15 protein-coding genes are annotated in these 24,248 nt (G+C 73.0%); 13 read left to right on the top strand and 2 right to left on the bottom strand.

Annotation, left to right across the window (positions count from 1 at the left end; genetic code table 11):
• Positions 1-154: 154 nt before the first annotated feature.
• The 8 genes from OG896_RS10220 to OG896_RS10185 all read left to right on the top strand — a co-directional run bounded on the left by OG896_RS10220 (position 155) and on the right by OG896_RS10185 (position 12,396).
• On the top strand, positions 155-2,287 hold the full coding sequence (locus OG896_RS10220) for a putative bifunctional diguanylate cyclase/phosphodiesterase (protein WP_329364330.1): 2,133 nt from the start codon (positions 155-157) through the stop codon (positions 2,285-2,287).
• A gap of 288 nt (positions 2,288-2,575) precedes the next feature.
• Positions 2,576-2,872, top strand: a complete 297-nt coding sequence (gene gatC / locus OG896_RS10215; RefSeq protein ID WP_202236395.1) for an Asp-tRNA(Asn)/Glu-tRNA(Gln) amidotransferase subunit GatC — start codon at positions 2,576-2,578, stop codon at positions 2,870-2,872.
• 4 nt (positions 2,873-2,876) lie between these two features.
• Entirely contained in the window at positions 2,877-4,370 is a 1,494-nt protein-coding gene (gatA, locus tag OG896_RS10210) for an Asp-tRNA(Asn)/Glu-tRNA(Gln) amidotransferase subunit GatA (protein ID WP_329364326.1), read from the top strand.
• Positions 4,367-4,654 (top strand): hypothetical protein, encoded by a 288-nt coding sequence (locus OG896_RS10205; RefSeq protein ID WP_329364324.1) that lies wholly within the window; start codon positions 4,367-4,369, stop codon positions 4,652-4,654. Before gatA ends, OG896_RS10205 begins: the two co-directional genes overlap by 4 nt.
• A gap of 30 nt (positions 4,655-4,684) precedes the next feature.
• Positions 4,685-6,187 carry an Asp-tRNA(Asn)/Glu-tRNA(Gln) amidotransferase subunit GatB gene (gene gatB, locus OG896_RS10200; protein ID WP_329364322.1) on the top strand — a complete coding sequence of 501 codons (1,503 nt, stop codon included), beginning with the start codon at positions 4,685-4,687 and terminating at the stop codon, positions 6,185-6,187.
• Positions 6,188-6,403: 216 nt separating this feature from the next.
• Entirely contained in the window at positions 6,404-8,740 is a 2,337-nt protein-coding gene (locus tag OG896_RS10195; RefSeq protein ID WP_329364320.1) for an MMPL family transporter, read from the top strand.
• Between the two features lie 306 nt (positions 8,741-9,046).
• Entirely contained in the window at positions 9,047-9,325 is a 279-nt protein-coding gene (locus OG896_RS10190; protein WP_329364318.1) for a hypothetical protein, read from the top strand.
• 92 nt (positions 9,326-9,417) lie between these two features.
• Positions 9,418-12,396, top strand: a complete 2,979-nt coding sequence (locus OG896_RS10185) for a helix-turn-helix transcriptional regulator (RefSeq protein WP_443056989.1) — start codon at positions 9,418-9,420, stop codon at positions 12,394-12,396.
• A gap of 129 nt (positions 12,397-12,525) precedes the next feature.
• Here the strand turns inward: OG896_RS10185 and OG896_RS10180 are convergent, their stop codons facing one another.
• Together OG896_RS10180 and OG896_RS10175 are read right to left on the bottom strand one after the other, a co-directional pair.
• Positions 12,526-13,743 carry a PQQ-dependent sugar dehydrogenase gene (locus tag OG896_RS10180; RefSeq protein WP_443056987.1) on the bottom strand — a complete coding sequence of 406 codons (1,218 nt, stop codon included), beginning with the start codon at positions 13,741-13,743 and terminating at the stop codon, positions 12,526-12,528.
• A 754-nt stretch (positions 13,744-14,497) separates the two neighbouring features.
• Entirely contained in the window at positions 14,498-15,535 is a 1,038-nt protein-coding gene (locus tag OG896_RS10175; RefSeq protein WP_329364314.1) for an aldo/keto reductase, read from the bottom strand.
• Positions 15,536-15,646: 111 nt separating this feature from the next.
• Between OG896_RS10175 and OG896_RS10170 the strand changes: the two genes are divergently transcribed.
• The 5 genes from OG896_RS10170 to ilvC all read left to right on the top strand — a co-directional run bounded on the left by OG896_RS10170 (position 15,647) and on the right by ilvC (position 23,866).
• The gene (locus OG896_RS10170; RefSeq protein ID WP_328474560.1) at positions 15,647-16,567 is read left to right on the top strand and encodes a 2-hydroxyacid dehydrogenase; all 921 of its coding nucleotides are present in this window, start codon (positions 15,647-15,649) and stop codon (positions 16,565-16,567) included.
• Positions 16,568-16,853: 286 nt separating this feature from the next.
• Positions 16,854-19,982, top strand: a complete 3,129-nt coding sequence (locus OG896_RS10165) for a putative bifunctional diguanylate cyclase/phosphodiesterase (RefSeq protein ID WP_329364312.1) — start codon at positions 16,854-16,856, stop codon at positions 19,980-19,982.
• Positions 19,983-20,221: 239 nt separating this feature from the next.
• Entirely contained in the window at positions 20,222-22,090 is a 1,869-nt protein-coding gene (locus OG896_RS10160) for an acetolactate synthase large subunit (protein ID WP_329364309.1), read from the top strand.
• Positions 22,091-22,214: 124 nt separating this feature from the next.
• On the top strand, positions 22,215-22,742 hold the full coding sequence (gene ilvN / locus OG896_RS10155) for an acetolactate synthase small subunit (RefSeq protein ID WP_328469867.1): 528 nt from the start codon (positions 22,215-22,217) through the stop codon (positions 22,740-22,742).
• 125 nt (positions 22,743-22,867) lie between these two features.
• A complete protein-coding gene (gene ilvC, locus OG896_RS10150) occupies positions 22,868-23,866 on the top strand; it encodes a ketol-acid reductoisomerase (protein WP_329364307.1) in 999 nt (332 codons plus the stop codon).
• The last annotated feature ends 382 nt before the right edge of the window (positions 23,867-24,248 follow it).

The following is a 24,248-nucleotide window of genomic DNA, read 5'->3' as shown; positions in this document are numbered from 1 at the left end:
TGACGGCCGATCGGTGCCCGCGGCGCGCCGTCGCGGCCTACTGTTGAGGAGCGCTCCTGTCGGGGCGGCAGGATCGCGGCGGCCCGTCGGCCGAACCGCGTCCCCCGGCACCCGCGCACCTGCTTGCTTCATGGGCTGTGAGAGGGACACGGGTATGGAACCCACGGAGAGTGCCGGAGCGGCACGGCTGCCCCGAAGCAGCGTGGCCGCGCCCGTTCTCCCCGCGAGCCCGGCGCCCTTGGTGCGGTGGGCCGTACTGGTCGCCGCGGCCGCCGCGCTGGCCGCCGGTGTGGGCCGCTTGCTGGACAACGGCGACGCACTGTTCCCCGGCGGCCGGATCGGCTGGGCGCTCGCCGTCCTCAGCGGGATCATCGTCGGTCATCTCGTCGCGATGGGGCGCGACCGCTGGTGGGGCGGCACCGGTTCCGGTGCCGCCCTCGTGCTCGCGGTGCTGCTGCTGTTCGGCTGGGTGCCCGCGGTGCTGGTCAGCCTCGCGGTGGTGGTGCTGGTCGGCGCCGCCCGCCGGCACCGCTGGCGGCAGGCCGGGCTGCACGGCGCGATCGACATCCTCGGCATCGGCGCCGGCGCGCTCAGCCTCGACCTGTTCGGCATCCACCCGTCCGTGGCGCACCCCTGGACGACCGCCGACTGGGGCTGGTCGGCGCTGCCCTGCGTCGTGGTCACCGCACTGGCCTATCTCGCGGCGACCCGGGTGCTGCTGTGGGCCGCGTTCGCGCCGCGCGGCGGGCTGCCCACGGTGGCGCGCACCGCGCTGGTCCGACAGGGGCTGGTCGGCGCGGCCCTGCTCGGCATCTCCCCGCTGATCCTCGTCGTCGCCTGTGACCAGCCGGCGCTGCTGCCGCTCTTCGCGGTCCCGCTGATCGCGCTCGACTCCACGCTGTGGATCGTGCACGCCCGCGCCGAGGAGCAGTTGCGCGACCCGCTGACCGGCCTGCCCAACCGCCAGTGGCTGCTGGAGCGCACCTGGTCCGCGATCGACGCCGCGCGGACCGTCGGCCGCGCCGAGCCGGGCGAGCCCGCGCCCGCGGGCTGGGGCCGGGTCGGGCTGATCCTCATCGACCTCGACAAGTTCCGGTCGGTCAACGACACCCTCGGGCACCTGGCCGGCGACCGGCTGCTGCTCCAGGTCGCCGACCGGCTGCGGCTGGCCCTGCCGCGCGGCGCCGAGGCGGCCCGGCTCGGCGGCGACGAGTTCGCGGTGCTGCTGCCCGCCTGCGACTCCGCCACCCGCGCGCAGCGGATCGCCCGCACCCTGGTCGCCGCGCTCGGCTCACCCCTCAGCCTCGACGGGCTGACGCTGGTGCTGGAGGCCAGCGCCGGCGTCAGCGTCTTCCCCGAGCACGCGTCCGACGCGGAAGGGCTGCTGCGCCGTGCCGACGTGGCGATGTACCAGGCGAAGCGGGACCGCAGCGGCGCGGAGGTCTACGAGGCCACCCGCGACGCCAACACCCCCGACCGGCTGGGCCTGCTGGGCGACCTGCGCAGGGCGCTGGACGCGGGCGACGTCGAACTCCACTACCAGCCGAAGGTGCGGTTCGACGGGCAGGTGGCCGGGCTCGAGGCGCTCGTCCGCTGGGAGCACCCCGAGCGGGGCCGGGTCAACCCGGAGGAGTTCATCGCGATGGCGGAGACCTCCGGGCTGATGCCGCGGCTCACCGAGTACGTCCTGGACACCGCGCTCGCCCAGATCGCCCGGTGGCGGGCGATGGGCCTGGACGTCCCGGTCGCCGTCAACGTCTCGCCGCGCGACGTGCACAGTCCGGGGTTCGCCGGGGCGGTGGCCGCGCGGCTGGCCCGCCACCAGGTGCCGCCCGGCTCCCTCCAGCTGGAGATCACCGAGCACGTCCTGCTGGAGGACCCGCAGCGTGCCGCCGACACGCTCAACGGGCTCACCGGACACGGCGTGAAGATGTCCCTGGACGACTTCGGCACGGGCTACTCCTCGCTGGTGCACCTGCGGCGGCTGCCGGTCAGCGAGCTGAAGATCGACCGCTCGTTCGTGGCCCGGCTGATCGCGGACGCCGAGGACGCGGAGATCGTGCGCTGCACCATCGACCTCGCGCACTCCCTCGGGCTCATGGTCGTGGCCGAGGGTGTCGAGGACGACGAGACGTGGGAGCGGCTGCGGGACCTGCGGTGCGACGCGGTGCAGGGGTGGCTGGTCGCCGCCGCGATGCCCGAGCAGGAGGCGACGCACTGGCTTCAGGCGCGGGGGGACCGCGGCTGGCAGCGGCCCGCGGCGGCGCTTCCCGCGAAGCGGGCGTAGCGGGCTTCGCCCGCGGAAGCGGACCGACGGCGCCCCCTGCCCGGGGCTGGGGCGCTGTCGCGGAGGACGTTCACCCGTCAGGGGTGCGGGGTGGGCGGCATCGCCGCGGGGCTGAGCTCGCGGGCCCGGCGCGCCACGAATCCGGCTGGTCGCGCGGTTCCCCGCGCCCCTGACGGGCACCGCCTTCCGCGAGGGCGCCCCTCCGGGGGGAAACGGGGTGCGGGGACTTCCACGGGGCACCGTAGGATTGGGCACCCATTGACATCTCACCCCGCAGAGGACCGCTGCATGCCTGGCATCACGCCCGAGGAGGTCGCCCACCTCGGCCGGCTGGCGCGGATGGAGCTGTCACGCGAAGAGTTGGACCACTTCGCCGGACAGCTCGACGACATCATCGGCGCCGTAGCCCGCGTATCCGAGGTGGCCGGCGAGGACGTCCCGCCGACCTCTCACCCGCTGCCCCTGACCAACGTGATGCGCTCGGACACCGTCCGGCCGTCGCTGACCCCGCAGCAGGCGCTGTCGGGTGCGCCCGCGCAGGAGCAGCAGCGCTTCAAGGTCCCGCAGATCCTGGGGGAGGACTGACGCCGTGACGGACATCATCAGGCTCACCGCCGCCGAGACGGCGCAGAAGATCGCGTCCGGCGAGCTGACCGCGGTCGAGGTGACCGAGGCGCATCTGGCCCGGATCGAGGCCGTGGACGAGAAGGTGCACGCGTATCTGCACGTGGACCGGGAGGGCGCGCTCGCCCAGGCCCGCGCGGTGGACGCCAAGCGCGCCGCCGGGCAGGAGCTGGGCCCGCTCGCCGGGGTGCCGCTGGCGCTGAAGGACATCTTCACCACCGAGGGCGTACCGACCACCGTCGGCTCCAAGATCCTGGAGGGCTGGCTGCCGCCGTACGACGCGACGGTCACCAGGAAGCTGAAGGCCGCCGACGTGGTGATCCTCGGCAAGACCAACATGGACGAGTTCGCGATGGGCTCCTCCACCGAGAACAGCGCGTACGGCCCGACCGGCAACCCGTGGGACCTCACCCGTATCCCGGGCGGCTCGGGCGGCGGCTCGGCCGCGGCGCTCGCCTCGTACCAGGCGCCGCTGGCGATCGGCACCGACACCGGCGGCTCGATCCGGCAGCCCGCCGCGGTCACCGCCACCGTCGGGGTGAAGCCGACCTACGGCGGGGTCTCCCGCTACGGCATGGTCGCCTTCTCCTCCTCGCTCGACCAGGGCGGCCCGTGCGCGCGCACCGTGCTGGACGCGGCGCTGCTGCACGAGGTGATCGCCGGCCACGACCCGATGGACTCCACCTCGGTCGACGTCCCCGTCCCGCCGGTGGTCGAGGCCGCCCGCAACGGCGACGTCAAGGGCCTGCGGATCGGCGTCATCCAGGAGTTCGGCGGCGAGGGCTACCAGGCCGGCGTGGTCCAGCGGTTCGACGAGTCGGTGGAACTGCTGCGCGAGCTGGGCGCCGAGATCGTCGAGCTGTCCTGCCCGTCGTTCACGTACGCGCTGGCGGCGTACTACCTGATCGCGCCGTCGGAGTGCTCCAGCAACCTGGCCCGCTTCGACGCGATGCGCTACGGCCTGCGGGTCGGCGACGACGGCACCAGGTCCGCGGAGGAGGTCACCGCGCTGACCCGCGAGGCCGGCTTCGGCCCCGAGGTCAAGCGCCGCGTCATCCTCGGCACCTACGCGCTCAGCTCCGGCTACTACGACGCCTACTACGGCTCCGCGCAGAAGGTCCGCACCCTGATCACCCGCGACTTCGAGCGCGCCTTCGAGCAGGTGGACGTCATCGTCTCGCCCACCACGCCCACCACCGCGTTCCCGATCGGCGAGCGCGCGGACGACCCGCTGGCGATGTACCTCGCCGACCTGTGCACCATCCCGGTCAACCTGGCCGGCAACGCGGCGATGTCGCTGCCGTGCGGCCTCGCCCCGGAGGATGGTCTCCCGGTGGGCCTGCAGATCATCGCGCCCGCGCTCAAGGACGACCGGCTCTACCGGGTCGGCGCCGCAGTAGAGGCCGCCTTCGTGTCGAAGTGGGGCCACCCGCTACTTGAGGAGGCACCGCAGCTATGAGCACCCAGACGAAGTCCGCGGCGAAGAGCACCAGCGGCAAGAACAACGGTTCGGCGGACCTGTCGGCCAAGGGCGGCAAGAGCAAGAGGGGCACCTACCTGTCCATCGGCACCTCGCTGTTCAGCGCCTTCACCGCGGTGAAGAAGGTGCGTTCCGCCCGCAGCGAGGAGGACAACCTCCAGCTGATCGACGCCGTGCTGCGCGCCGCCGCGGTGACCACCGGCATCGTGCTGCTCGTACGCGAGCTGCGCCGGCTGAGCGATGACGACGTCCTCGCGGACTGACGGACCGACGGAGAAGAGGTACAGGGAACAGTGACCGTCACGGACCTGCTGTCCTACGAGGACGCGCTCGCGTCGTACGACCCGGTGATGGGCCTGGAAGTCCACGTGGAGCTCGGCACGCGGACGAAGATGTTCTGCGGCTGCTCCACCGAGCTCGGCGCCGAGCCCAACTCGCAGGTCTGCCCGACCTGCCTGGGCCTGCCGGGCGCGCTGCCGGTGGTCAACGAGATCGGCGTCGAGTCCGCCATCAAGATCGGCCTGGCGCTCAACTGCGAGATCGCCGCATGGTGCCGGTTCGCCCGGAAGAACTACTTCTACCCGGACATGCCGAAGAACTTCCAGACCTCGCAGTACGACGAGCCGATCGCGTTCAACGGCTACCTGGACGTCCAGTTGGAGGACGGCGAGATCTTCCGGGTGCTCATCGAGCGCGCCCACATGGAGGAGGACACCGGCAAGTCCACCCACATCGGTGGCGCGACCGGCCGTATCCACGGTGCCTCGCACTCCCTGCTGGACTACAACCGGGCCGGCATCCCGCTGATCGAGATCGTCACCAAGCCGATCGAGGGCGCCGGCGCCCGCGCGCCCGAGGTGGCCCGCGCCTACGTCGCCGAACTGCGCGAGCTGATCAAGGCGTTGGGGGTGTCCGAGGCCCGGATGGAAATGGGCCAGATGCGCTGCGACGTCAACCTGAGCCTGCGCCCGCACGGCCGGGAGAAGTTCGGCACCCGCAGCGAGACGAAGAACGTCAACTCGCTGCGCAGCGTGGAGCGGGCGGCCCGCTTCGAGATCCAGCGGCACGCCGCGGTGCTCTCCTCGGGCGGCACCATCGTGCAGGAGACCCGGCACTTCCACGAGGAGGACGGCTCCACCGCCTCCGGCCGGATCAAGGAGGAGGCGGAGGACTACCGCTACTTCCCCGAGCCGGACCTGGTGCCGGTCGCCCCGGCCCGCGAGTGGGTCGAGGAACTGCGGGCCGGGCTGCCCGAACTGCCGCTGGCCCGCCGGGGGCGGCTCAAGCAGGAGTGGGGCATCTCCGACTTCGAGATGCAGTCCGCGCTCAACGCCGGTGCGATCGACCTGATCACGGCCACCATCGACGAAGGCGCGGACGCGGCCTCGGCCCGCAAGTGGTGGATGGGCGAACTGGCCCGGCACGCCAACGAGACCGGCGCGGAGCTGTCCGCGCTGGCGATCACCCCGGCGCAGGTGGCCAGGGTCGCCGCGCTGGTGGCGGCCGGCGACCTCAACGACAAGCTGGCCCGGCAGGTCATCGAGGGCGTGCTGGCCGGCGAGGGCGACCCGGACCAGGTGGTCGACAAGCGCGGGCTGAAGGTCGTCTCCGACGACGGCGCGCTCGGTGCGGCCGTCGACCAGGCCATCGCGGACAACGCGGCGGTCGCCGAGAAGATCCGCGGCGGCAACCTCGCGGCGGCCGGCGCGCTGATCGGCGCGGTCATGAAGCTGACCCGCGGCCAGGCGGACGCCAAGCGGGTGCGCGAACTGGTGCTGGAGAAGCTCCAGGGCTGACCCGGAGGACGTCTCCAGGGCGACCTGGACGACACGCCCGAGGAGGCGGCACCCCCGATCCGGGGGTGCCGCCTTTATCCTTTTCGGACAGTTGTGAGGAGCAGCACGAAAGCCGCAAAGGATCTCTTTCTCCTGGCACAGTAGGCGGCACGTATCGCCACGGGACACGCGGGGCGTACCGACCACGCAACCGCACCCGCAAGGGGACAGCAGCCCATGGCCGTACTCGCCCGGTGGTGCCTCAGCCGCCGACTCACCGTCGTCCTGCTGTGGCTCACCGCACTCGTCGGGCTCACCGCCGCCGCCACGGTCGCCGGCTCCGCGTACTCCCAGAAGTACGAAGCGCCGAACACCGAGTCCAGCCACGCCGCGGAGCTGCTGCGAACCGCGTTCCCCGGACAGGCCGGCGACTCCGACTCGATCGTGTGGCACACCGAGCACGGCACGGTACGCGCCGGCGCCGTCGAGCAGACCATGACGAAGGTGCTCGACCAGGCCCGCACCCTGCCCGGCGTCACCTCCGTGATCAGCCCCTACGGCTCCTCGGGCGCCGCCCAGATCAGCTCCGACGGCCACACCGCCTACGCCACCGTCGGCTACGGCAAGGACGCCGACGGCGTCAGCCGCGGCCAGGCCCAGGCGCTGGTGGACACCGCCAAGGCGGGCCAGGGACCCGGCCTGGAGGTCGAACTCGGCGGGGAGGCGGTCGGCAACACCGAGGCGGCCAGCGCCCACCTGAGCGAGGTGGTGGGGGTCGCGGTGGCCGCGGTGGTGCTGCTGGTCGCCTTCGGGTCGTTCGCGGCGATGCTGCTGCCGATCGCCACCGCGCTGATCGGCTGCGGCACCGCCTACATGGGCACCGTGCTGCTCGGCCACGCGATGACCGTCGCCGACTTCGCCCCCATGCTCGGCATGCTGATCGGGCTGGGCGTCGGCATCGACTACGCGCTGTTCATCGTGACCCGGCACCGCAAGGGCCTCAAACGCGGGCTGTCCGTCGCCCGGGCCGCCGAGGAGGCGGTGGCCACCACCGGCAAGGCCGTGGTCTTCGCCGGCGGCACGGTGTGCGTGGCGGTGCTCGGCATGCTGCTGCTCCGGCTCAGCTTCCTCAACGGCGTCGCGGTCGCCGCCTCGCTGACGGTCCTGCTCACGGTGGCCGCGTCGGTGACGCTGCTGCCCGCGCTGCTCGGCTTCATAGGGCACCGGGCGCTCAGCAGCAGGGAGCGGCGGGCGCTGGCACACGGGGGCGGCTGCCAGGCCGCGCAGCACCGCCGATCCGAGGAGCACGCCGGCTGCCGCGGCGCCGACACCCCCGCGCAGCCGGCCACCGGCGTCGCCGCGCGCTGGTCCGGGTTCGTCTCCCGGCACCCACGGCTGCTCGGCGCGCTCGCCGCCGTCGTCATGGTGGTGCTCGCGCTGCCCACCTTCTCGCTGCACATGGGCACCTCCGACCAGGGCAACGACCCCTCCACCGCGACCACCCGCAAGGCGTACGACCTGCTCGCCGACGGCTTCGGGCCCGGCACCAACGGCCCGCTCACCCTGGTGGCCACCACCGACAGCGCGGGCGCGCTGGTCGCCCTCCAACACCTGCCGCAGACCCTCCGGGACACCCCGGGCGTCGCCTCCGTCAGCGGCCCCGACATCGACGCCTCCGGCAGCACCGGCGTCATCACGGTGGTGCCCGACAGCTCCCCGCAGTCCACCGCCACCTCCCATCTGGTCGACGAACTGCGCCACGACGTGCTGCCGACCGCGGAGAAGGGCACCGACCTCCAGGTCTACGTCGGCGGCTCCACGGCCAGCTACGACGACTTCGCCGCGGTGGTGATCGGGAAGCTCCCGCTCTTCGTGGGCTGCGTGGTGGGGCTGGGCTGCCTGCTCCTGCTGCTCGCCTTCCGCTCGATCGGCGTTCCGGTCAAGGCCGCGGTGATGAACGTCGCCGCCGTCGCCTCCTCCTTCGGCGTGGTCACCGCGATCTTCCAGTGGGGCTGGGGCAGCGAATGGCTGGGGCTGGGCCGGGCCGGGCCGATCGAACCGTTCCTGCCGGTGATCCTCGTCCCGGTGCTGTTCGGGCTCTCCATGGACTACCAGGTCTTCCTGGTCAGCCGGATGTACGAGGAGTGGCGGGAGACCCGGGACAACCGCCGGGCGGTACGCGTGGGGCTCGCCGAGACCAGCCGCGTGATCAACTCCGCGGCGGTCATCATGGTCGCGGTCTTCCTGGCGTTCGTGCTCAGCGGGGACCGGGTGATCGCGATGTTCGGCATCGGCCTGGCCGCGGCGGTCGCCCTCGACGCCTTCGTGCTGCGCACCTTGCTGGTCCCGGCGCTGATGCACCTGCTCGGCCCGGCCAACTGGTGGCTGCCGGGGTGGCTGGACCGACGGCTGCCGCAGCTCAACATCGAGACGGTGCCGACCGCGCGGCCGCCCGCCGCCGCACCCGTCCCGTCACCGGCCGGCGCCGTGCCACCGGGCGCCGTGCCACCGGGCTCGGTACCCGCAGGCGCCCTGACCGCGGTCGAGTCACCCGCGGGGCGCGTCACCGTATGACCGCGGCGGATCGCCGGGGCGCGTGACCCCGGTGCGCGCCCGTACCCGGGCGCGCTCCGACTCAGTCCGTTCGACGCCGACTAAGGCGCCCTCAGGTGCCCTGTAAGGCGTCTAAGGCCCCGCGCGCTCGGATAAGGCACCGTCTAAGGCGCATCTGAGTACCGCCTAGGCCGATCGTGCGGCCGCCTAGGCACATGAAGGCCCCGGCAGGCACCGGAACTTCGGGAAGCTGCCCGATGTGGCCGACCCCCCTTGGAGACGAAGCTAGGAGGCACAAAGAGAGCAGCACTTCCAAGGAGCAGCCAGATGTTTGCTTACGAACTCCACCAGGCCCGCAGCGCCGAACTCCGCCGTCGCGCCGAGGAGCGTCGCCTCGTCGAGGAGGCGAAGGCCGGTCGCGCCGCGCAGCGCCGGGCCCGCGCCCAGGCACGCCGCGCCCAGCCGCACACCGCGGCGCGCACGGACGCCGAGGGGGCGTCTCCCTCCGATCGCGCCGGCACCTCCCGGGTCGGTTCCACCGATCGCTCCGGCGCGGGCTCCCTCGGCCGCGTCCACCGGGCCCCGAGCCCGCGTGGCGCGGCGTGACCACCCAGCCGGCGACCCGGGGTGCGGCGAGGAACGGACCCGCCACCGCACCCCGGGCCGTAATCGGTGTCGCTACAGGCACCGGGCGTGCGATGCTCGGAAACGTGCAGACGCAGTCCCTCAGCCCCGAGTTCATCGGCCGCGACACCGAACTGGCCCGGCTCACCGCCGCGCTGTCCGCCGCCGACGGCTGCGAGCCGCAGGCGGTGCTCATCGGCGGCGAGGCGGGCGTCGGCAAGACCCGGCTCACCGAGGAGTTCATGGCGGCGGCGCGTGCGGCGGGGGCCGTCACCGCCATCGGTGGCTGTGTGGAGATCGGCGCGGAGGGCCTGCCCTTCGCGCCGGTCTCGACCGCGTTGCGCCACCTCTACCGCACCCTCGGCACCGAGCTGACCAGCGCCGTGGCCGGCCAGGAGGCCGAACTCGCCCGGCTGCTGCCCGAACTGGGCGACAGCGGCGCCGGCCACCGCGACCAGCACGACGAGGAGGGCCGGGTCCGGCTCTTCGAACTCACCGCCCGCCTGCTGGAGCGGCTGGGCGCCGACCGCACCCTCGTCGTGGTCGTCGAGGACCTGCACTGGGCCGACCGCTCCACCCGCGAACTGCTCGCCTACCTGTTCCGCTCGGTGCAGCGCGCCCGGTTGCTGATCGCCGCCACCTACCGCAGCGACGACATCCACCGCCGGCACCCGCTGCGGCCGTTCCTCGCCGAGACCGACCGGCTGCGCACGGTCGAGCGCATCGAGCTGAGCCGCTTCAGCCGCGACGAGGTGGGGCGCCAGCTCACCGCGATCCTCGCCGAGACCCCCGGCGAGGCGGTCGTCGACGACGTGTTCGCCCGCTCCGACGGCAACCCCTTCTTCGTCGAGGAGCTGGCCTGCAGCATCCGCGGCGACTGCCTCAGCGGCATCAGCGACTCCCTGCGCGACCTGCTGCTGGTCCGGGTCGAGCAGCTGACCGAATCGGCCCAGCGGGTCGCGAAGTTCGTCGCCGAAGGCGGCAACGCCGTCGAGTACCGCCTGCTGGACGCCATCACCGGCCTCAGCGAGGACGACCTGCTCGACGCGCTGCGCACCGCCGTCGGCGCCAACATCCTGCTGCCCTCCGACGACGGAGACGGCTACCGCTTCCGCCACTCCCTGGTCCGCGAGGCGGTCGGCGACGACCTGCTGCCCGGCGAGCGCAGCCGGATCAACCGCCGCTACGCGGAGGCGATCGAGGCCGACCCGTCCCTGGTCCGGGCCGGCGAGCGCGCCGCCCGGCTGGCCAGCTTCTGGTACGCCGCACACGACCCGGCCAAGGCGCTGCCGGCCGTGCTGCGCGCCGCCGTCGAGGCCCGCGACCGGCGCGCCTACGCCGAGCAGTACCGCCTGCTGGAACGCGCGCTCGAACTGTGGGACACCGCGCCCGCCGAGGTCCGTGAAGCGCTGCGGCTGGCCGACTTCGTCGAGGCGTACGCCTCGCTGGTCCACGCCGAGTACACCTCGGCGGCCCGTACCGGCGACCCGGAGCGGCCGATCCACTTCCTGGACCTGCTCGCCGAGATCACCGTCGCCGCCCGGCTCGGCGGCGAGCGCGAACGCGCCTACACGATGGCCAAGCGGGCGCTGCGGCTGATCGAGCTGGACGGCGCGCAGGACCCGCTGCGGGCCGCCTGGTTCTGGTCCCAGCGCTCCCGGCTGATCGAGGACCTGGGCCGCGGCGACGGCTGGGAGGAGCTGGGCAGGGCCCAGGAGCTGGTCCGCGGGCTGCCGTCGTCGGCCGCGCACGCCGAGGTGCTGGCGCAGACCGCGGGCTGGATCATGATCCACAACCCCAGTGCCGCGGGCATCACCGCCGCCGAGCAGGCCGTCGAGTTCGCCCGGCGGGCCGGGACCCGCGACACCGAGTTCCAGGCACGGATCACCCTCGGCGTCCTCCAGGCCGACTGCGGCGACGTCGAAGGCGGCATCGCCGAGATGGAGGACGTGCTGGCGCAGGTCGTGAAGTTGTCGCTGCCGAGCCTCATCGCCCGCGCGCACGGCAACCTCGCCTCCGTGCTCGAAGGCGCCGGCCGATCCGTGGACGCGCTGCGGGTGGCCCGCGCCGGGCAGACCCTCGCGGACTCCCAGATCTCCGGGCTGACCCGGTCCTGGTTGCTCCTCGACGAGGGCGAGTCGCTGCTCTCGCTCGGCCGCCTGGACGAGGCGGCGGCCTGCCTCACCGAGGCCAACCGGCTGGTCCCCAGCGCCTATCTGAAGGCCGGCGGCGAGCTGCTGTTCGGCTTCCTCGCCCTCATCACCGGCGACATCGACGCCGCCGCCGGGCACCTTGCCGCCGCCGCGGACGGGCTGCGCAGTGACAGCCAGCCGCAGCACCAACTGCCGCTGATGCTGCTCGGCATGCGGGTCGCGCTTGCCCAGGGCCGGACCGCCGACGCCGGCGCGGAACTGGCGCGCGCGATCACGCACGGCTTCCCGCTCGGCTCGTCCCGGTTCGCCTGGCCGATCATGGTCACCGGCGCGCGCATCGACCCCGAGGCCGTACGCTCCGCCGCGGCGCAGCTGGCCCGGCCCACCTCGCTGAGCCGGGCCTACGCGGCACTGCTCGACGCCGAACTCGGAGGCGACGACACCGCGTTGTGGGCCGCGGCCGAGGACGCCTTCGCCGCCGAGGAGCGGCCGCTGGAACTGGCCCGGGTCCGGCTGTGCCGCGCCGAGGCCCTGCTCGCCGAGGGCGGAGCCGGTGCGCGCGACGAGGCCGGCCGCCTGCTCGGCCTCGCCGACGCCACCGCCACCGGGATCGGCGCGGTGCCGCTGGCCGGGCGGGTCGCCGAGCTCGCCCAGCGCGCGCGGCTGCGCACCGCCCCCGAGGACCCGGTCCGCACCCTCGGGCTCACCGCTCGCGAGCGCGATGTGCTGCGCCTGGTGGCCGACGGCCGTACCAACCGGCAGATCGCCGAGGAGCTGTTCATCTCCCCGAAGACGGCGAGCGTCCACGTCTCCAACATCCTCGCCAAGATGTCCGTGTCCACCCGCACGGAGGCCGCGGCGCTCACCCATCGCCTCCAGCTCTTCCCGAAGGCGCGATAGCGCGAGGGCCGAGCGCCGCCGGGAGCAGCGGCCCCTTGCGGCGGCCGCCCGGCCGCTGCTTGCCTGCGGCCCGGTCGCGCGCCGCCTGGTTGGCCGTCGGCGGCGCCAGGAGACGGTTCAGGGGACGCTTCAGGAGACGCTGAGTTGGAGGACGCGGTCGTCGCCGGAGTGCGCGGTGCCTCGGTCATCGGTGTTGCTCGTGGTGAGCAGCAGCGTGTGGTCGTCGAGCGCGACGACGGTACGCAGCCGACCGTACTTGCCGTCGAGGAACGCCTGGGGTGCGGCGGACGCCTTGGCCCCGGCCAGCGGGACACGCCACAGCCGGCCGCCCTTGAGGGAGGCCATCCAGATGCAGCCCACCGCGTAGGCGACACCGCTGGGCGAGGCGTCGGCGGGGTGCCACTGCTCGACCGGGTCGACGAAGCCCGGGTGGTGGGCGATGCCCTCGACGGTGGGCCAGCCGTAGTTCTTGCCCGGCTCGATCCGGTTCAGCTCGTCCCAGGTGTCCTGCCCGAACTCCGAGGCCCACAGCCGCCCTTGGTCGTCCCAGGCCAGGCCCTGGACGTTGCGGTGGCCGGGGGAGTAGACGAGCGAGCCGGGCGTCGGGTTGTCGGTGGGCACCTCGCCGTCCGGCGTCATCCGCAGGATCTTGCCGCCGAGCGAGGACATGTTCTGCGCGAGCGACCGCTGCCCGGTCTCGCCGGTGCCCGCGTAGAGGTCGCCGTCGGGCCCGAAGGCGATCCGGCCGCCGTTGTGCAGGGAGCCGGTGGGGATGCCGCGCAGGATCGTGTCGGGGGCGCCCAGTTGCTCGCCCTTGGGCCGCGACGGGTCGTACAGGAAGCTGGCGATGCGGTTGTCGGACTCGGTCGAGAAGTAGGCGTAGACGAGGTGGTCGGAGCCGTAGTCCGGTGAGACCGCCAGCCCCAGCAGGCCGTTCTCGCCGCCCTTGGTGTGGGTTACGCCGGGCACCAGGCCGATCTGGGTGACGGTGTGCGTCTTGGGGTCGATCCGGGAGATCCGGCCGGTGTCGCGGGCGGCCACCAGCAGGCTGTCGTCGGGGAGTTGGACCAGGCCCCAGGGGGCGCTCAGCCCGGTCGCGACGGTGGCGGTGACCTTCACGGTGCCCTTCGCGGGCGGCGTGGACGCCGGGGCGGACGGGGTCGCGCCCCCGGAGGGCGCGGCACTGCCGCCCGCGGGCGGCAAGGCGGGTGCGCTGCGCCTCGTCGGATGCGCCAGGTTGGGCGAGGCCGACGAGGAGCACCCGCCGACCAGTACCGCCGCCAGCACCCCCGCGACCCACGCCCCACCGCGCGCCGACGCCCGTACGGACCTGCCGCTAGCCTTCACCGTCAGCTCCCGCAACCGTCGATCCACCAGTTCTGCCGGACCCGGTTCCGCCGGGCCCCCACCAGCCAAGCACACCACATCTCGCCCTGGTGAAGGGCCTGTTCACGATCAGCGGGACAGCGGCACGCGGCCGGACGGGTAGCGGGGGCATCGGTTAACCGGCGTCCGGTGCCGGGGACCCGGGTTCGCCGGGACCCCCGGCCCCGCCGGGCCTGCCGGGGCCCCTTCGCCGCGGATTCCGGTGGGCCCTGGCCGTGTTGGGGTGCCTCCCCTCGCCGGACGGCTGGGGGCGCCCGCATCGCCTTGCGATCTGGGGGCCCACGAGCCCTGGGTCGTGGGGGAGTGCCGGGCACTGCGGGCTCCGCCTACCGGGCGGTTGGCGCGACCTTCCTCATACGGCCGAGCCGTATGGGAGTCGCGGGGTCAGTTCCATGAGCCCTGGGTCGTGGGGGAGCGTCGGGCACCGCGGGCTCTGCCTACCGGGCGGACGGCGCCGCCTTCCTCACACGGCCGAGGCGTAGGGAGTCGCGGGGTCAGTTCCATGAGCCTTGGGTCGCGGGGGAGTGCCGGGCACCGCGGGCTCTGCCTACCGGGCGGACGGCGCCGCCTTCCTCACACGGCCGAGGCGTAGGGAGTCGCGGGGTCAGTTCCATGAGCCCTGGGTCGCGGGGGAGTGCCGGGCACCGCGGGCTCCGCCTACCGGGCGGTTGGCGCGACCTCCCTCACACGGCCCAGCCGTATGGGAACCGCCGGGTCAGTCCCACGAGCCCTGGGCCGCCGGCAGCGCGGCGATCTCGGCGAGGTCGGCCGCGGTCAGGACGAGGTCCGCGGCCGCCGCGTTCTCCGCCGCGCGGTCGGCCGACCTGGTGCCGGGAACCGGCACCACCGAGGGGCTCTGCGCGAGCACCCAGGCGAGCGCGACCTGCGCGGCCGTCGCGTCGTGCCGGGCGGCGACCCGGCGCAACCCGGCCACGATCGGCTGGTTCGCGGCCATCATCTCCGCGGTGAAGCGCGGGTGCCGGGCCCGCATGTCGTCCCGCTCGAAGCCCTCACCGGGGGTGAGCGTGCCGGTCAGGAAGCCGTTGCCCAGCGGCATCGCGGCGAGGAAGCCGATCCCGCGCGCCACGCACCACGGCAGCAGCTCCGCCAGCGCCTCGGGCGCCCACACCGACAACTCCGCCTGCACGCAGCCGACCGGGAAGACCTGCTGGGCCCGGCCCAGCTGGCGGATCGTCTCGTCGTGCAGCCGGCCGCGGCCCGCCCGGCCGCCCCTGCTCCGCCCGCCGCGCGCGCCGACCGCGCACAGGCCCAGCGTGCGCACCTTGCCCGCCGCGACCAGCTCGGCCATCGCCCCCCACGTCTCCTCGACCGGCACCTCGGGATCGACCCGGTGCAGCTGGTAGAGGTCGATCGTGTCGGTCTGCAGCCGGCGCAGCGACGCGTCGCAGGCCCTGCGGACGTACGACGGGCGGCCGTTGGCCACGATGTGCTGCTCGCCGACGAGCAGCCCGCACTTGGTGGAGACGAACGCGTCCGCCCGCCGCTCCTTGAGCACCCGTCCGAGCAGCAGCTCGTTGGTGAACGGGCCGTACATGTCGGCGGTGTCCAGCAGGGTGACCCCCGCGTCGAGGGCGGCGTGCACCACCCGCAGCGAGTGCCCGCCGGACCGGCGGCCGCCGGGCGCCTGCGCGCCGTCCTGCCGCGAGGCGCTGTAGCCCCAACTCATCGGCATGCAGCCGAGGCCGACCGCGCCCACGTCGAGCGCCGTGGCCCCGACCCTTCTGCGCTCCACCCGTCACAACCTCCTTGCGCCGCCCCACTGTGCCATAGCCTCCTGACCATGAACGACACCACCCGAACCGACCGCACCCCAGGCCAGAGCGCGTCCACCGACCGCCCCACGGTGTGGCTGTCCCTGCCGCCGGCCGAGATCGACGGACTTCCGGACGCCTTCGACTACGTCTTCTGGGACGGCGCCGAGGAGTTCCCTGCCGATCCGGCCGACGCCGCCTTCTACGTCGTCCCGTACATGAAGGGCCCGGTCGCCGGCGGGCGCCCGCTCGCGCGGATGCGCAACGTCCGCGTGGTGCAGACGCTCAGCGCCGGCGTCGACCACATCGCGCCCCACCTCGGGCAGTTGCCGCCCGGCGTCCAGCTCTGCAACGCCCGCGGCGTGCACGAGGCGAGCACCGCCGAACTCACCGTCGCCCTCATCCTCGCCTCGCTGCGCGGCATCCCCCGCTTCGTGCGCGGGCAGGACAACGAGAAGTGGTACTCCGGCTTCTACCCGGCGCTCGCCGACCGCCGGGTGGTGATCGTCGGATACGGCTCGATCGGCGCCGCCGTCGAGGACCGGCTGGCCCCCTTCGAATGCACGGTGGAGCGGGTCGCCCGCACCGCGCGCTCCTCGCCGCGCGGCCCGGTGCGCGCCATGGACGAGCTGACCGGGCTGCTGCCGGGCGCGGACGTCGTGGTGCTCACCACCCCGCTCACCGAGCAGACCCGCGGTCTGGTCGACGCCCCGTTCCTGGCCGCGATGAAGGACGGCGCGCTGCTGGTGAACGTCGCGCGCGGGCCGGTGGTGGACACCAAGGCGCTGCTCGCCGAGACGGAGTCGGGGCGCCTGATCGCCGCGCTCGACGTCACCGACCCCGAGCCGCTGCCGGCCGGCCACCCGCTGTGGCACGCGCCGGGCGTGCTGATCAGCCCGCACGTCGGCGGCAGCACCTCCGCGTTCCTGCCGCGCGCCCAGCGGCTGGTGCGCGCGCAGTTGGAGCGGTTCGCCGCGGGCCTGCCGCTGGAGAACGTGGTCGCCGAGAGCTGATCGCCCGCCGGCGGCCGAGCGCGCCGCGAGGGGGCCGAACGCGCCGCGAGGCGGCGGGACATGGCCTGATACGGCCGGCAACCCCCTGACGGTTACACACAGTAGGAAGTACCTATCCCAGAGTGACCAATCTGGTGTATCGTCGGCATTCGGGGGCACGTCGTGACCGAACGACCACGGGCGCGGCGCTGTGAACGACGACAGAGTGAGGGGGGCGGGCGATGCAGGACCGACAGCGAGAACCGATCACGCGGCGCCGGCGTACCGCGGCACACCGGACCGCACCATGAGCACCGGAGGAGCCGTGCTCGCGGCACCGCAGACCACCGCAGAGGACCAGGGGCACGCCACCGTCGGCCTGTTGCCCCAACTCCTGCTGGCCCTGGTCTGCGGCGGCTACACCACCGGCGCCTCGCTCGGCTGGGGGAGCCACGAAGCCGCCCTGGTCATGGGCGACTTCGGGCTTGCCGCCGCCGCGGCCGCCGCGTCCGTCTCCGCGCTGCTGTACGCGCGCCGCGCCGCCGGCCCGCACCGCCTGGCCTGGCTGCTGTTCTCCTGCTCCTCGGCGATGACCGCCTTCGGCAACGGCATCTGGGGCTGGTACGAAGTGGTGCTGCGCCGCCCCGTGCCGCAGACCTCCGCCGCCGACTTCTGCTTCCTGATGTTCGCCCCGCCCGCGATCATCGGGCTCCTGGTGCTCGCCAAACGCCCGGTGACCAGAGCCGGTTGGGTGTGCCTCGCACTGGACACCTGGCTGATCGGCGGCTCGCTGCTCACCCTGTCATGGAGCCTGGCGCTGGCCCGCACCGCCGCGATCGACGGGCCCAGTACCGCCCGAATGGCCCTTTCCCTGGCGTACCCGCTGCTGGACATCGTGCTGGTGAGCATGGTGCTCGCGCTGCACTTCCGGCGTGCCGGGGTCAACCGCGCCGCGGTCAACACCGCGATCGCCGCCCTCGCGCTCACCGTGCTGTGCGACGCGCTGTTCACCTCCCCGCTGCTGCGGGCGCACTACCGCTCCGGGCAGGTGCTCGACGCGGGCTGGTTCGCCGGCAGCCTCCTGCTGGCGTACGCCCCCTGGGTCGGCGCCCGGCTCTACGCACACGCGCACTCCTCCCGCAGGACCGGCGCCACCACCCGCCGGGTCGCCACCTCGCTGACCGCCCTGACCCCGTACCTGGCCGCCGCGGTCTGCACCCTCGGCATCCTCTACAACGTGATCACCGGCCAGAAGTGCGACCGCGTCGTGCTGCTCACCGGCTGCACCGTGGTCATGGCCCTGGTGGTCCGGCAGGGCATCATGCTGCTCGACAACATCGCGCTCACCCAGGAACTGGCCCACAAGGAGAACCACTTCCGCTCCCTGGTGCAGGGCTCCAGCGACGTCATCATGATCGCCGCGCCCACCGGCGTGCTGCGGTACGTCAGCCCCGCCGCCCAGGGGGTGTACGGCCGGGACCCGGAGGAGATGGTCGGCACCGAACTGGCCGCCCACATCCACCCCGACGACCTGGGCCGGGTCCTGCACGAGGTGCGCCGCTTCCTGGCCGCCCCGCCCGGCGAGGAACCGTCGACGCGCATCGAGTGCCGTATCCGCGCTGACCGACCCGACCGACCCGACCGCGGCGACCGTTCCGAGCGGGCGGACCGGGCGGACCGGGCGGACCGGCAGGACCGTTCCGAGCGGTCCCGCGGCGGCCCCGGCGAACGCTCCCGCGGCGGCCGGCACGGCTGGCTGGACATCGAGTCCAGCGTCACCCGCTACCAAGGCGGCCTCATCTTCAACAGTCGCGACATCACCGAACGCGTCAGGTTGCAGGCCCAGTTGCAGCACAACGCCTCGCACGACCCGCTCACCGACCTGCCCAACCGCGCCCTGTTCCTCGAACGGCTCGGCCGGGCGGTCGGCGGCCGCCGGTCCGGTGACGCCAGGGCCGCCGTGCTCTACGTCGACCTCGACGGGTTCAAGGCGGTCAACGACACCGTCGGCCACCAGGCGGGCGACGACCTGCTCATCCAGGCCGCCCGCCGGCTGCGGGACACCCTCCGCTCCGGCGACATCGCCGCCCGGCTCGGCGGCGACGAGTTCGCCGCGCTCATCTCCGGCCCGGACACCGGCCAGGCCGCGCACCCGGCCCCGTATCCGGCGCACGCCGCGTACTCCGGGCACACCGCCGACCACCCCGGGTACCCGCTGGGCCACCCGACCTGCCCGGGCCACCCCGGCGGCCATTCCGGCCATTCCGGCCACTCCGCGTACCTGGGGCACGGCCCGATCCCCGGTCCCCGGGCGGCCCCCACCGAGCCGCCGTCCGGCTCGGGCCTGGGTTCCGGCTCCGGCCCGGCGGCCCGCGCCGTCGAGGACCGCGTCCGCGACATCGCCGACCGGCTGCGCACCGTGCTCTCCGAGCCCTACCGGGTGGACGGCGTCGAGGTCCGGGTCGGCGCGAGCGTCGGTATCGCCTTCGCCGAGCCCGGCGCCGCCCCCGGCGACGTGATGCGCCACGCCGACCTGGCGATGTACCGGGCCAAGCAGTCCGGCAAGGGCCGCGTCGAGCTGTACGCCCCCCGGCTCCAGGCCGACGCCGTACGCCGCACCGAACTCGCCGGCCGGGTCAGGAAGGCGCTCGACGACGGCGAGTTCACCCTGCTGCACCAGCCCGTCGTGGAGCTGGTCGGCGGCCGGATCACCGGCGTGGAGGCCCGCCCCCGCTGGCGCACCCCGCAGGGCCTGCTCTCCACCCCCGCCGAGTTCCTGCACGCCGCCGGCGAGGACGGCGAGCGCGGGTTAGAGACCGCGCGGCTGCTCGACCGCCTGCTGGACCAGGCCGTCGAGCAGGCCGCGCTCCGCTACGGCGCCGGCCACCGCGTCCCGGTCACCGTACGGCTGTCCGCGCGCCGCCTGCTGCACCGCGACCCACCGGTCACCGGCATCGAGAGGCTGCTGGCCCGCCACGAGCTGCCGCCCAGCGGCCTGATGGTCGAACTGACCGGCGGCGACCCGCGGATCGCGCCGGAGGAGCTGGAGCGCCGGCTGGCCGGCCTGCGGCGGCTCGGGGTGAGGATCGCGCTCGCTGGTTTCGCCGCCGGATACGGTTCGCTGGGCGCCCTGCGCACCCTGCCGGTCGACGTGATCAAACTCGACCGCGCCTTCACGGAGGGCGTCGTCGAATCCAGCCGGCTGCACAAGATCACCCGCGGCCTGCTGGGCATCGCCGCCGACCTCGGCATCCGCGCCGTCGCCGACGGTATCGACCGGCCCGAGCAGGTCCAGGCGATGCGCGAGATGGGCTGCGCGCAGGGCCTGGGGATGGCCTTCTCCGGCCCGCTCGACGAGCACCACCTGCGCGGTTCGCTGGCCCGCGGTGGCTACCCGGTGTGCTCGAATGCTGAGACGCCCGTCCCACCGGCTTGACACCCGAGCGGGGGCGGGAGGAGGGTCTGTGCCATGCGCACCCGAATTCTCGTACTTGGAAAGCGCGTCGGCTGACCGAGGCATCATCCGCCTCGCACCGCACCGGCGCGCTCCCCTCGCTTGCCTCACGGCACGAGGGGTTTTTTGTTGTCCGGCACCAGAACGCCGGCGCAGCCACCGCAGTACCAGAGCACCGACGCACCACCGCAAACCCTCATCTTCGAGAGAAGAGAACGCAGATGACCGAGCAGGCCACCGGGTCCCACCACCCGCAGCGGAGCCGCAGCGCGGCACCCGCCGCCCCCGCGGAGCGCATGACTGGTGCACAGGCCCTCATCCGCTCCCTCGAGGCCGTCGGCGCCGACACCGTATTCGGTATCCCGGGCGGCGCGATCCTGCCGGCGTACGACCCGCTGATGGACTCCTCCAAGGTCCGCCACGTGCTGGTCCGCCACGAGCAGGGGGCCGGCCACGCCGCCACCGGCTACGCGCAGGCCACCGGCAAGGTCGGCGTGTGCATGGCCACCTCAGGCCCGGGCGCGACCAACCTGGTCACCCCGATCGCCGACGCGCACATGGACTCGGTGCCGATCGTGGCCATCACCGGCCAGGTCGCCTCGAAGTCCATCGGCACCGACGCCTTCCAGGAAGCGGACATCTGCGGCATCACCCTGCCGATCACCAAGCACAACTTCCTGGTCACCGACCCGGCGGAGATCCCGCGCACCATCGCCGAGGCGTTCCACATCGCCGGCACCGGCCGCCCCGGCCCGGTGCTGGTCGACATCGCCAAGGACGCGCTGCAGAACCAGACCACCTTCAGCTGGCCGCCGCAGACGGACCTGCCCGGCTACCGCCCGGTGACCAAGCCGCACGCCAAGCAGATCCGCGAGGCCGCCCGGCTGATCAACGAGGCCCGCCGCCCGGTGCTGTACGTCGGCGGCGGCGTGCTCAAGGCCCGCGCCACCGCGGAGCTGCGCATCCTCGCCGAGCTGACCGGCGCGCCCGTCACCACCACCCTGATGGGGCTCGGCGCGTTTCCCGACAGCCACCCACAGCACGTCGGCATGCCGGGCATGCACGGCGACGTCTCCGCGGTCACCGCGCTGCAGAAGTCCGACCTGATCATCGCGCTCGGCGCCCGCTTCGACGACCGCGTCACCGGCCGGCTGGACACCTTCGCGCCGTTCGCGAAGGTCGTGCACGCCGACATCGACCCGGCCGAGATCTCCAAGAACCGGGTCGCCGACGTGCCGATCGTCGGCGACGCCCGCGAAGTGCTCGCCGACCTGATCGTCGCCGTCCAGGCCGACCACGAGGCCGGCCACCGCGGCGACTACACCGACTGGTGGCGGCAGCTGTCCTTCTGGCGCAACACCTACCCGCTCGGCTACGAGGTGCCCGAGGACGGCAGCCTCTCCCCGCAGCAGGTCATCGAGCGGATCGGTCAACTCGCCCCCGAGGGAACGCTGTTCGCGGCCGGAGTCGGCCAGCACCAGATGTGGGCCGCCCAGTTCATCAAGTACGAGCAGCCCGGCACCTGGTTCAACTCCGGCGGCGCCGGCACCATGGGCTACGCGGTGCCAGCCGCGATGGGCGCCAAGGCGGGCCGGCCGGACGCCACCGTGTGGGCGATCGACGGCGACGGCTGCTTCCAGATGACCAACCAGGAACTGACCACCTGCGCCCTGAACAACATCCCGATCAAGGTCGCCATCATCAACAACGGCGCCCTGGGCATGGTCCGCCAGTGGCAGAACCTCTTCTACGGCGAGCGATTCTCCAACACGGTGCTGCACTCCGGCGCCGAGAGCGTGCCCGGCTCCACCCAGGGCGTCGGCTCCATCCAGAACCGCGGCACCCGGGTGCCGGACTTCGTCAAGCTCTCCGAGGCGATGGGCTGCGTCGGTCTGCGCTGCGAGTCCCCCGACGAACTGGACGCGGTCATCGCCAAGGCGAACGAGATCAACGACCGCCCGGTGGTCGTCGACTTCATCGTGCACGAGGACGCCATGGTCTGGCCGATGGTCGCGGCCGGCACCTCCAACGACGAGATCATGGCGGCGAGGGACGTGCGGCCTGACTTCGGCGACGGCGCGGAGGACTGACGCCCGAGCTCCCGCAGCGGGCGGCCGAGGAGCGAGGCCGCCCGCTGCGGGAGAGAGCAGGACCTCCGACCAGAAGAGCGGCCGACTGACGTCCGACTGACGTCCGACGAAGGAAACCACAGACATGTCCAAGCACACCCTCTCCGTCCTGGTGGAGAACAAGCCCGGCGTCCTGGCGCGGATCACCGCGCTGTTCTCGCGCCGCGGCTTCAACATCGACTCCCTCGCGGTCGGCACCACCGAGCACCCCGAGATCTCGCGGATCACCATCGTCGTCAACGTGGTGGACCAACTGCCGCTCGAACAGGTCACCAAGCAGCTCAACAAGCTGGTCAACGTGCTGAAGATCGTCGAACTCGACCCGTCGGCGGCGGTCGCCCGTGAACTCGTGCTGGTGAAGGTGCGGGCCGACAACGAGACCCGGTCGCAGATCGTGGAGATCGTGCAGCTCTTCCGCGCCAAGACCGTCGACGTCTCCCCGGAGGCCGTCACCATCGAAGCCACCGGCGGCGCCGACAAGTTGGAGGCCATGCTCAAGATGCTGGAACCGTTCGGCATCAAGGAGCTGGTCCAGTCCGGCACCATCGCCATCGGCCGCGGCGCCCGCTCCATCACCGACCGGAGCCTGCGCGCGCTCGACCGTTCCGCGTGAAGCAGCGGATCGGCCGGCGCGGGTGATCCGCGCGCCGGCCGATCCGTATGGCGAGACCCCGAAACCCCTTCTCGCCCACCCGTCGTACGGTGGGCCGTACCAACCGATCCAAGGAGAGACCCGAAGTGGCCGAGCTGTTCTACGACGACGACGCCGACCTGTCCATCATCCAGGGCCGCAAGGTCGCGGTCATCGGCTACGGCAGCCAGGGCCACGCCCACGCGCTGTCGCTGCGTGACTCCGGCGTCGATGTGCGCGTCGGTCTGCACGAGGGCTCCAAGTCCAAGGCGCAGGCCGAGGAGCAGGGCCTGCGCGTGGTGACGGTCGCCGAGGCCGCCGCCGAAGCCGACGTCATCATGATCCTGGTGCCCGACCCGATCCAGGCCCGCGTCTACGAGGACTCCATCAAGGACAACCTCAAGGACGGCGACGCCATCTTCTTCGGCCACGGCCTCAACATCCGCTACGACTTCATCAAGCCGCCGGCCGGTGTGGACGTCTGCATGGTGGCCCCGAAGGGCCCGGGCCACCTGGTCCGCCGCCAGTACGAGGAAGGCCGCGGCGTGCCGTGCATCGTGGCCGTCGAGCAGGACGCCACCGGCAAGGCGTTCGCGCTCGCGCTCTCGTACGCCAAGGGCATCGGCGGCACCCGCGCCGGCGTCATCAAGACCACCTTCACCGAGGAGACCGAGACCGACCTCTTCGGCGAGCAGGCGGTGCTGTGCGGCGGCACCTCCGCGCTGGTCAAGGCGGGCTTCGAGACCCTGGTCGAGGCCGGCTACCAGCCGGAGATCGCGTACTTCGAGTGCCTGCACGAGCTGAAGCTCATCGTGGACCTGATGTACGAGGGCGGCCTGGAGAAGATGCGCTGGTCGGTCTCCGAGACCGCCGAGTGGGGCGACTACGTCTCCGGCCCGCGGATCATCAACGAGAACACCAAGGCCGAGATGAAGAAGATCCTCGGCGAGATCCAGGACGGCACCTTCGCCAACAACTGGATCGCCGAGTACAACGCGGGCCTGCCGAAGTACAACGAGTACAAGAAGGCCGACGAGGGCCACCTGCTGGAGACCACCGGTCGCAAGCTGCGCAAGCTGATGAGCTGGGTGGACGAGGAGGCGTAAGGCCGCGCCGGGGCAACCCCCCGGACGAATGCCGGACGAGCGTCGCTTCGTACACCGGCCGGTCCCCTGAACAGGGGAGAACCGGCGGGGTTTGTACGAAGCGACGCAACCCTTGTGGGTGATCCTTCCATTTCGGCGATGGCGCTGGTCCACCCCGCCGATACACTCCCTTAACAAGCGCGTCAGGCTCACAGCGTCGTGCGTCTTCCACGCGGCATGCCATCCCCTGATGGGTGGGCTTCCTGTTCACTCGCTCCGCGGACGGCCTCGTACCTCGGCCGGCCACTGCGCGAGCTCAGGCGTCAGCCCACTACCTCGGATGGGTGGGCTTCCTGTTCACTCGCTCCGCGGACGGCCTCGTACCTCGGCCGGCCACTGCGCG

Source organism: Streptomyces sp. NBC_00669, assembly GCF_036226785.1.
Taxonomy (GTDB): domain Bacteria; phylum Actinomycetota; class Actinomycetes; order Streptomycetales; family Streptomycetaceae; genus Actinacidiphila.
This window is presented reverse-complemented; position numbering and strand designations above follow the sequence as displayed.

Excerpts from the sequence above, each read along its gene's own strand:
- OG896_RS10190 (WP_329364318.1), top strand. The coding sequence starts at position 9,047 with ATGTTTGCTTACGAACTCCACCAGGCCCGCAGCGCCGAACTCCGCCGT.
- OG896_RS10185 (WP_443056989.1), top strand. The coding sequence starts at position 9,418 with ATGCTCGGAAACGTGCAGACGCAGTCCCTCAGCCCCGAGTTCATCGGC.
- OG896_RS10195 (WP_329364320.1), top strand. The coding sequence starts at position 6,404 with ATGGCCGTACTCGCCCGGTGGTGCCTCAGCCGCCGACTCACCGTCGTC.
- gatC (WP_202236395.1), top strand. The coding sequence starts at position 2,576 with ATGCCTGGCATCACGCCCGAGGAGGTCGCCCACCTCGGCCGGCTGGCG.
- OG896_RS10165 (WP_329364312.1), top strand. The coding sequence starts at position 16,854 with ATGAGCACCGGAGGAGCCGTGCTCGCGGCACCGCAGACCACCGCAGAG.
- ilvN (WP_328469867.1), top strand. The coding sequence starts at position 22,215 with ATGTCCAAGCACACCCTCTCCGTCCTGGTGGAGAACAAGCCCGGCGTC.
- OG896_RS10220 (WP_329364330.1), top strand. The coding sequence starts at position 155 with ATGGAACCCACGGAGAGTGCCGGAGCGGCACGGCTGCCCCGAAGCAGC.
- OG896_RS10205 (WP_329364324.1), top strand. The coding sequence starts at position 4,367 with ATGAGCACCCAGACGAAGTCCGCGGCGAAGAGCACCAGCGGCAAGAAC.
- OG896_RS10160 (WP_329364309.1), top strand. The coding sequence starts at position 20,222 with ATGACCGAGCAGGCCACCGGGTCCCACCACCCGCAGCGGAGCCGCAGC.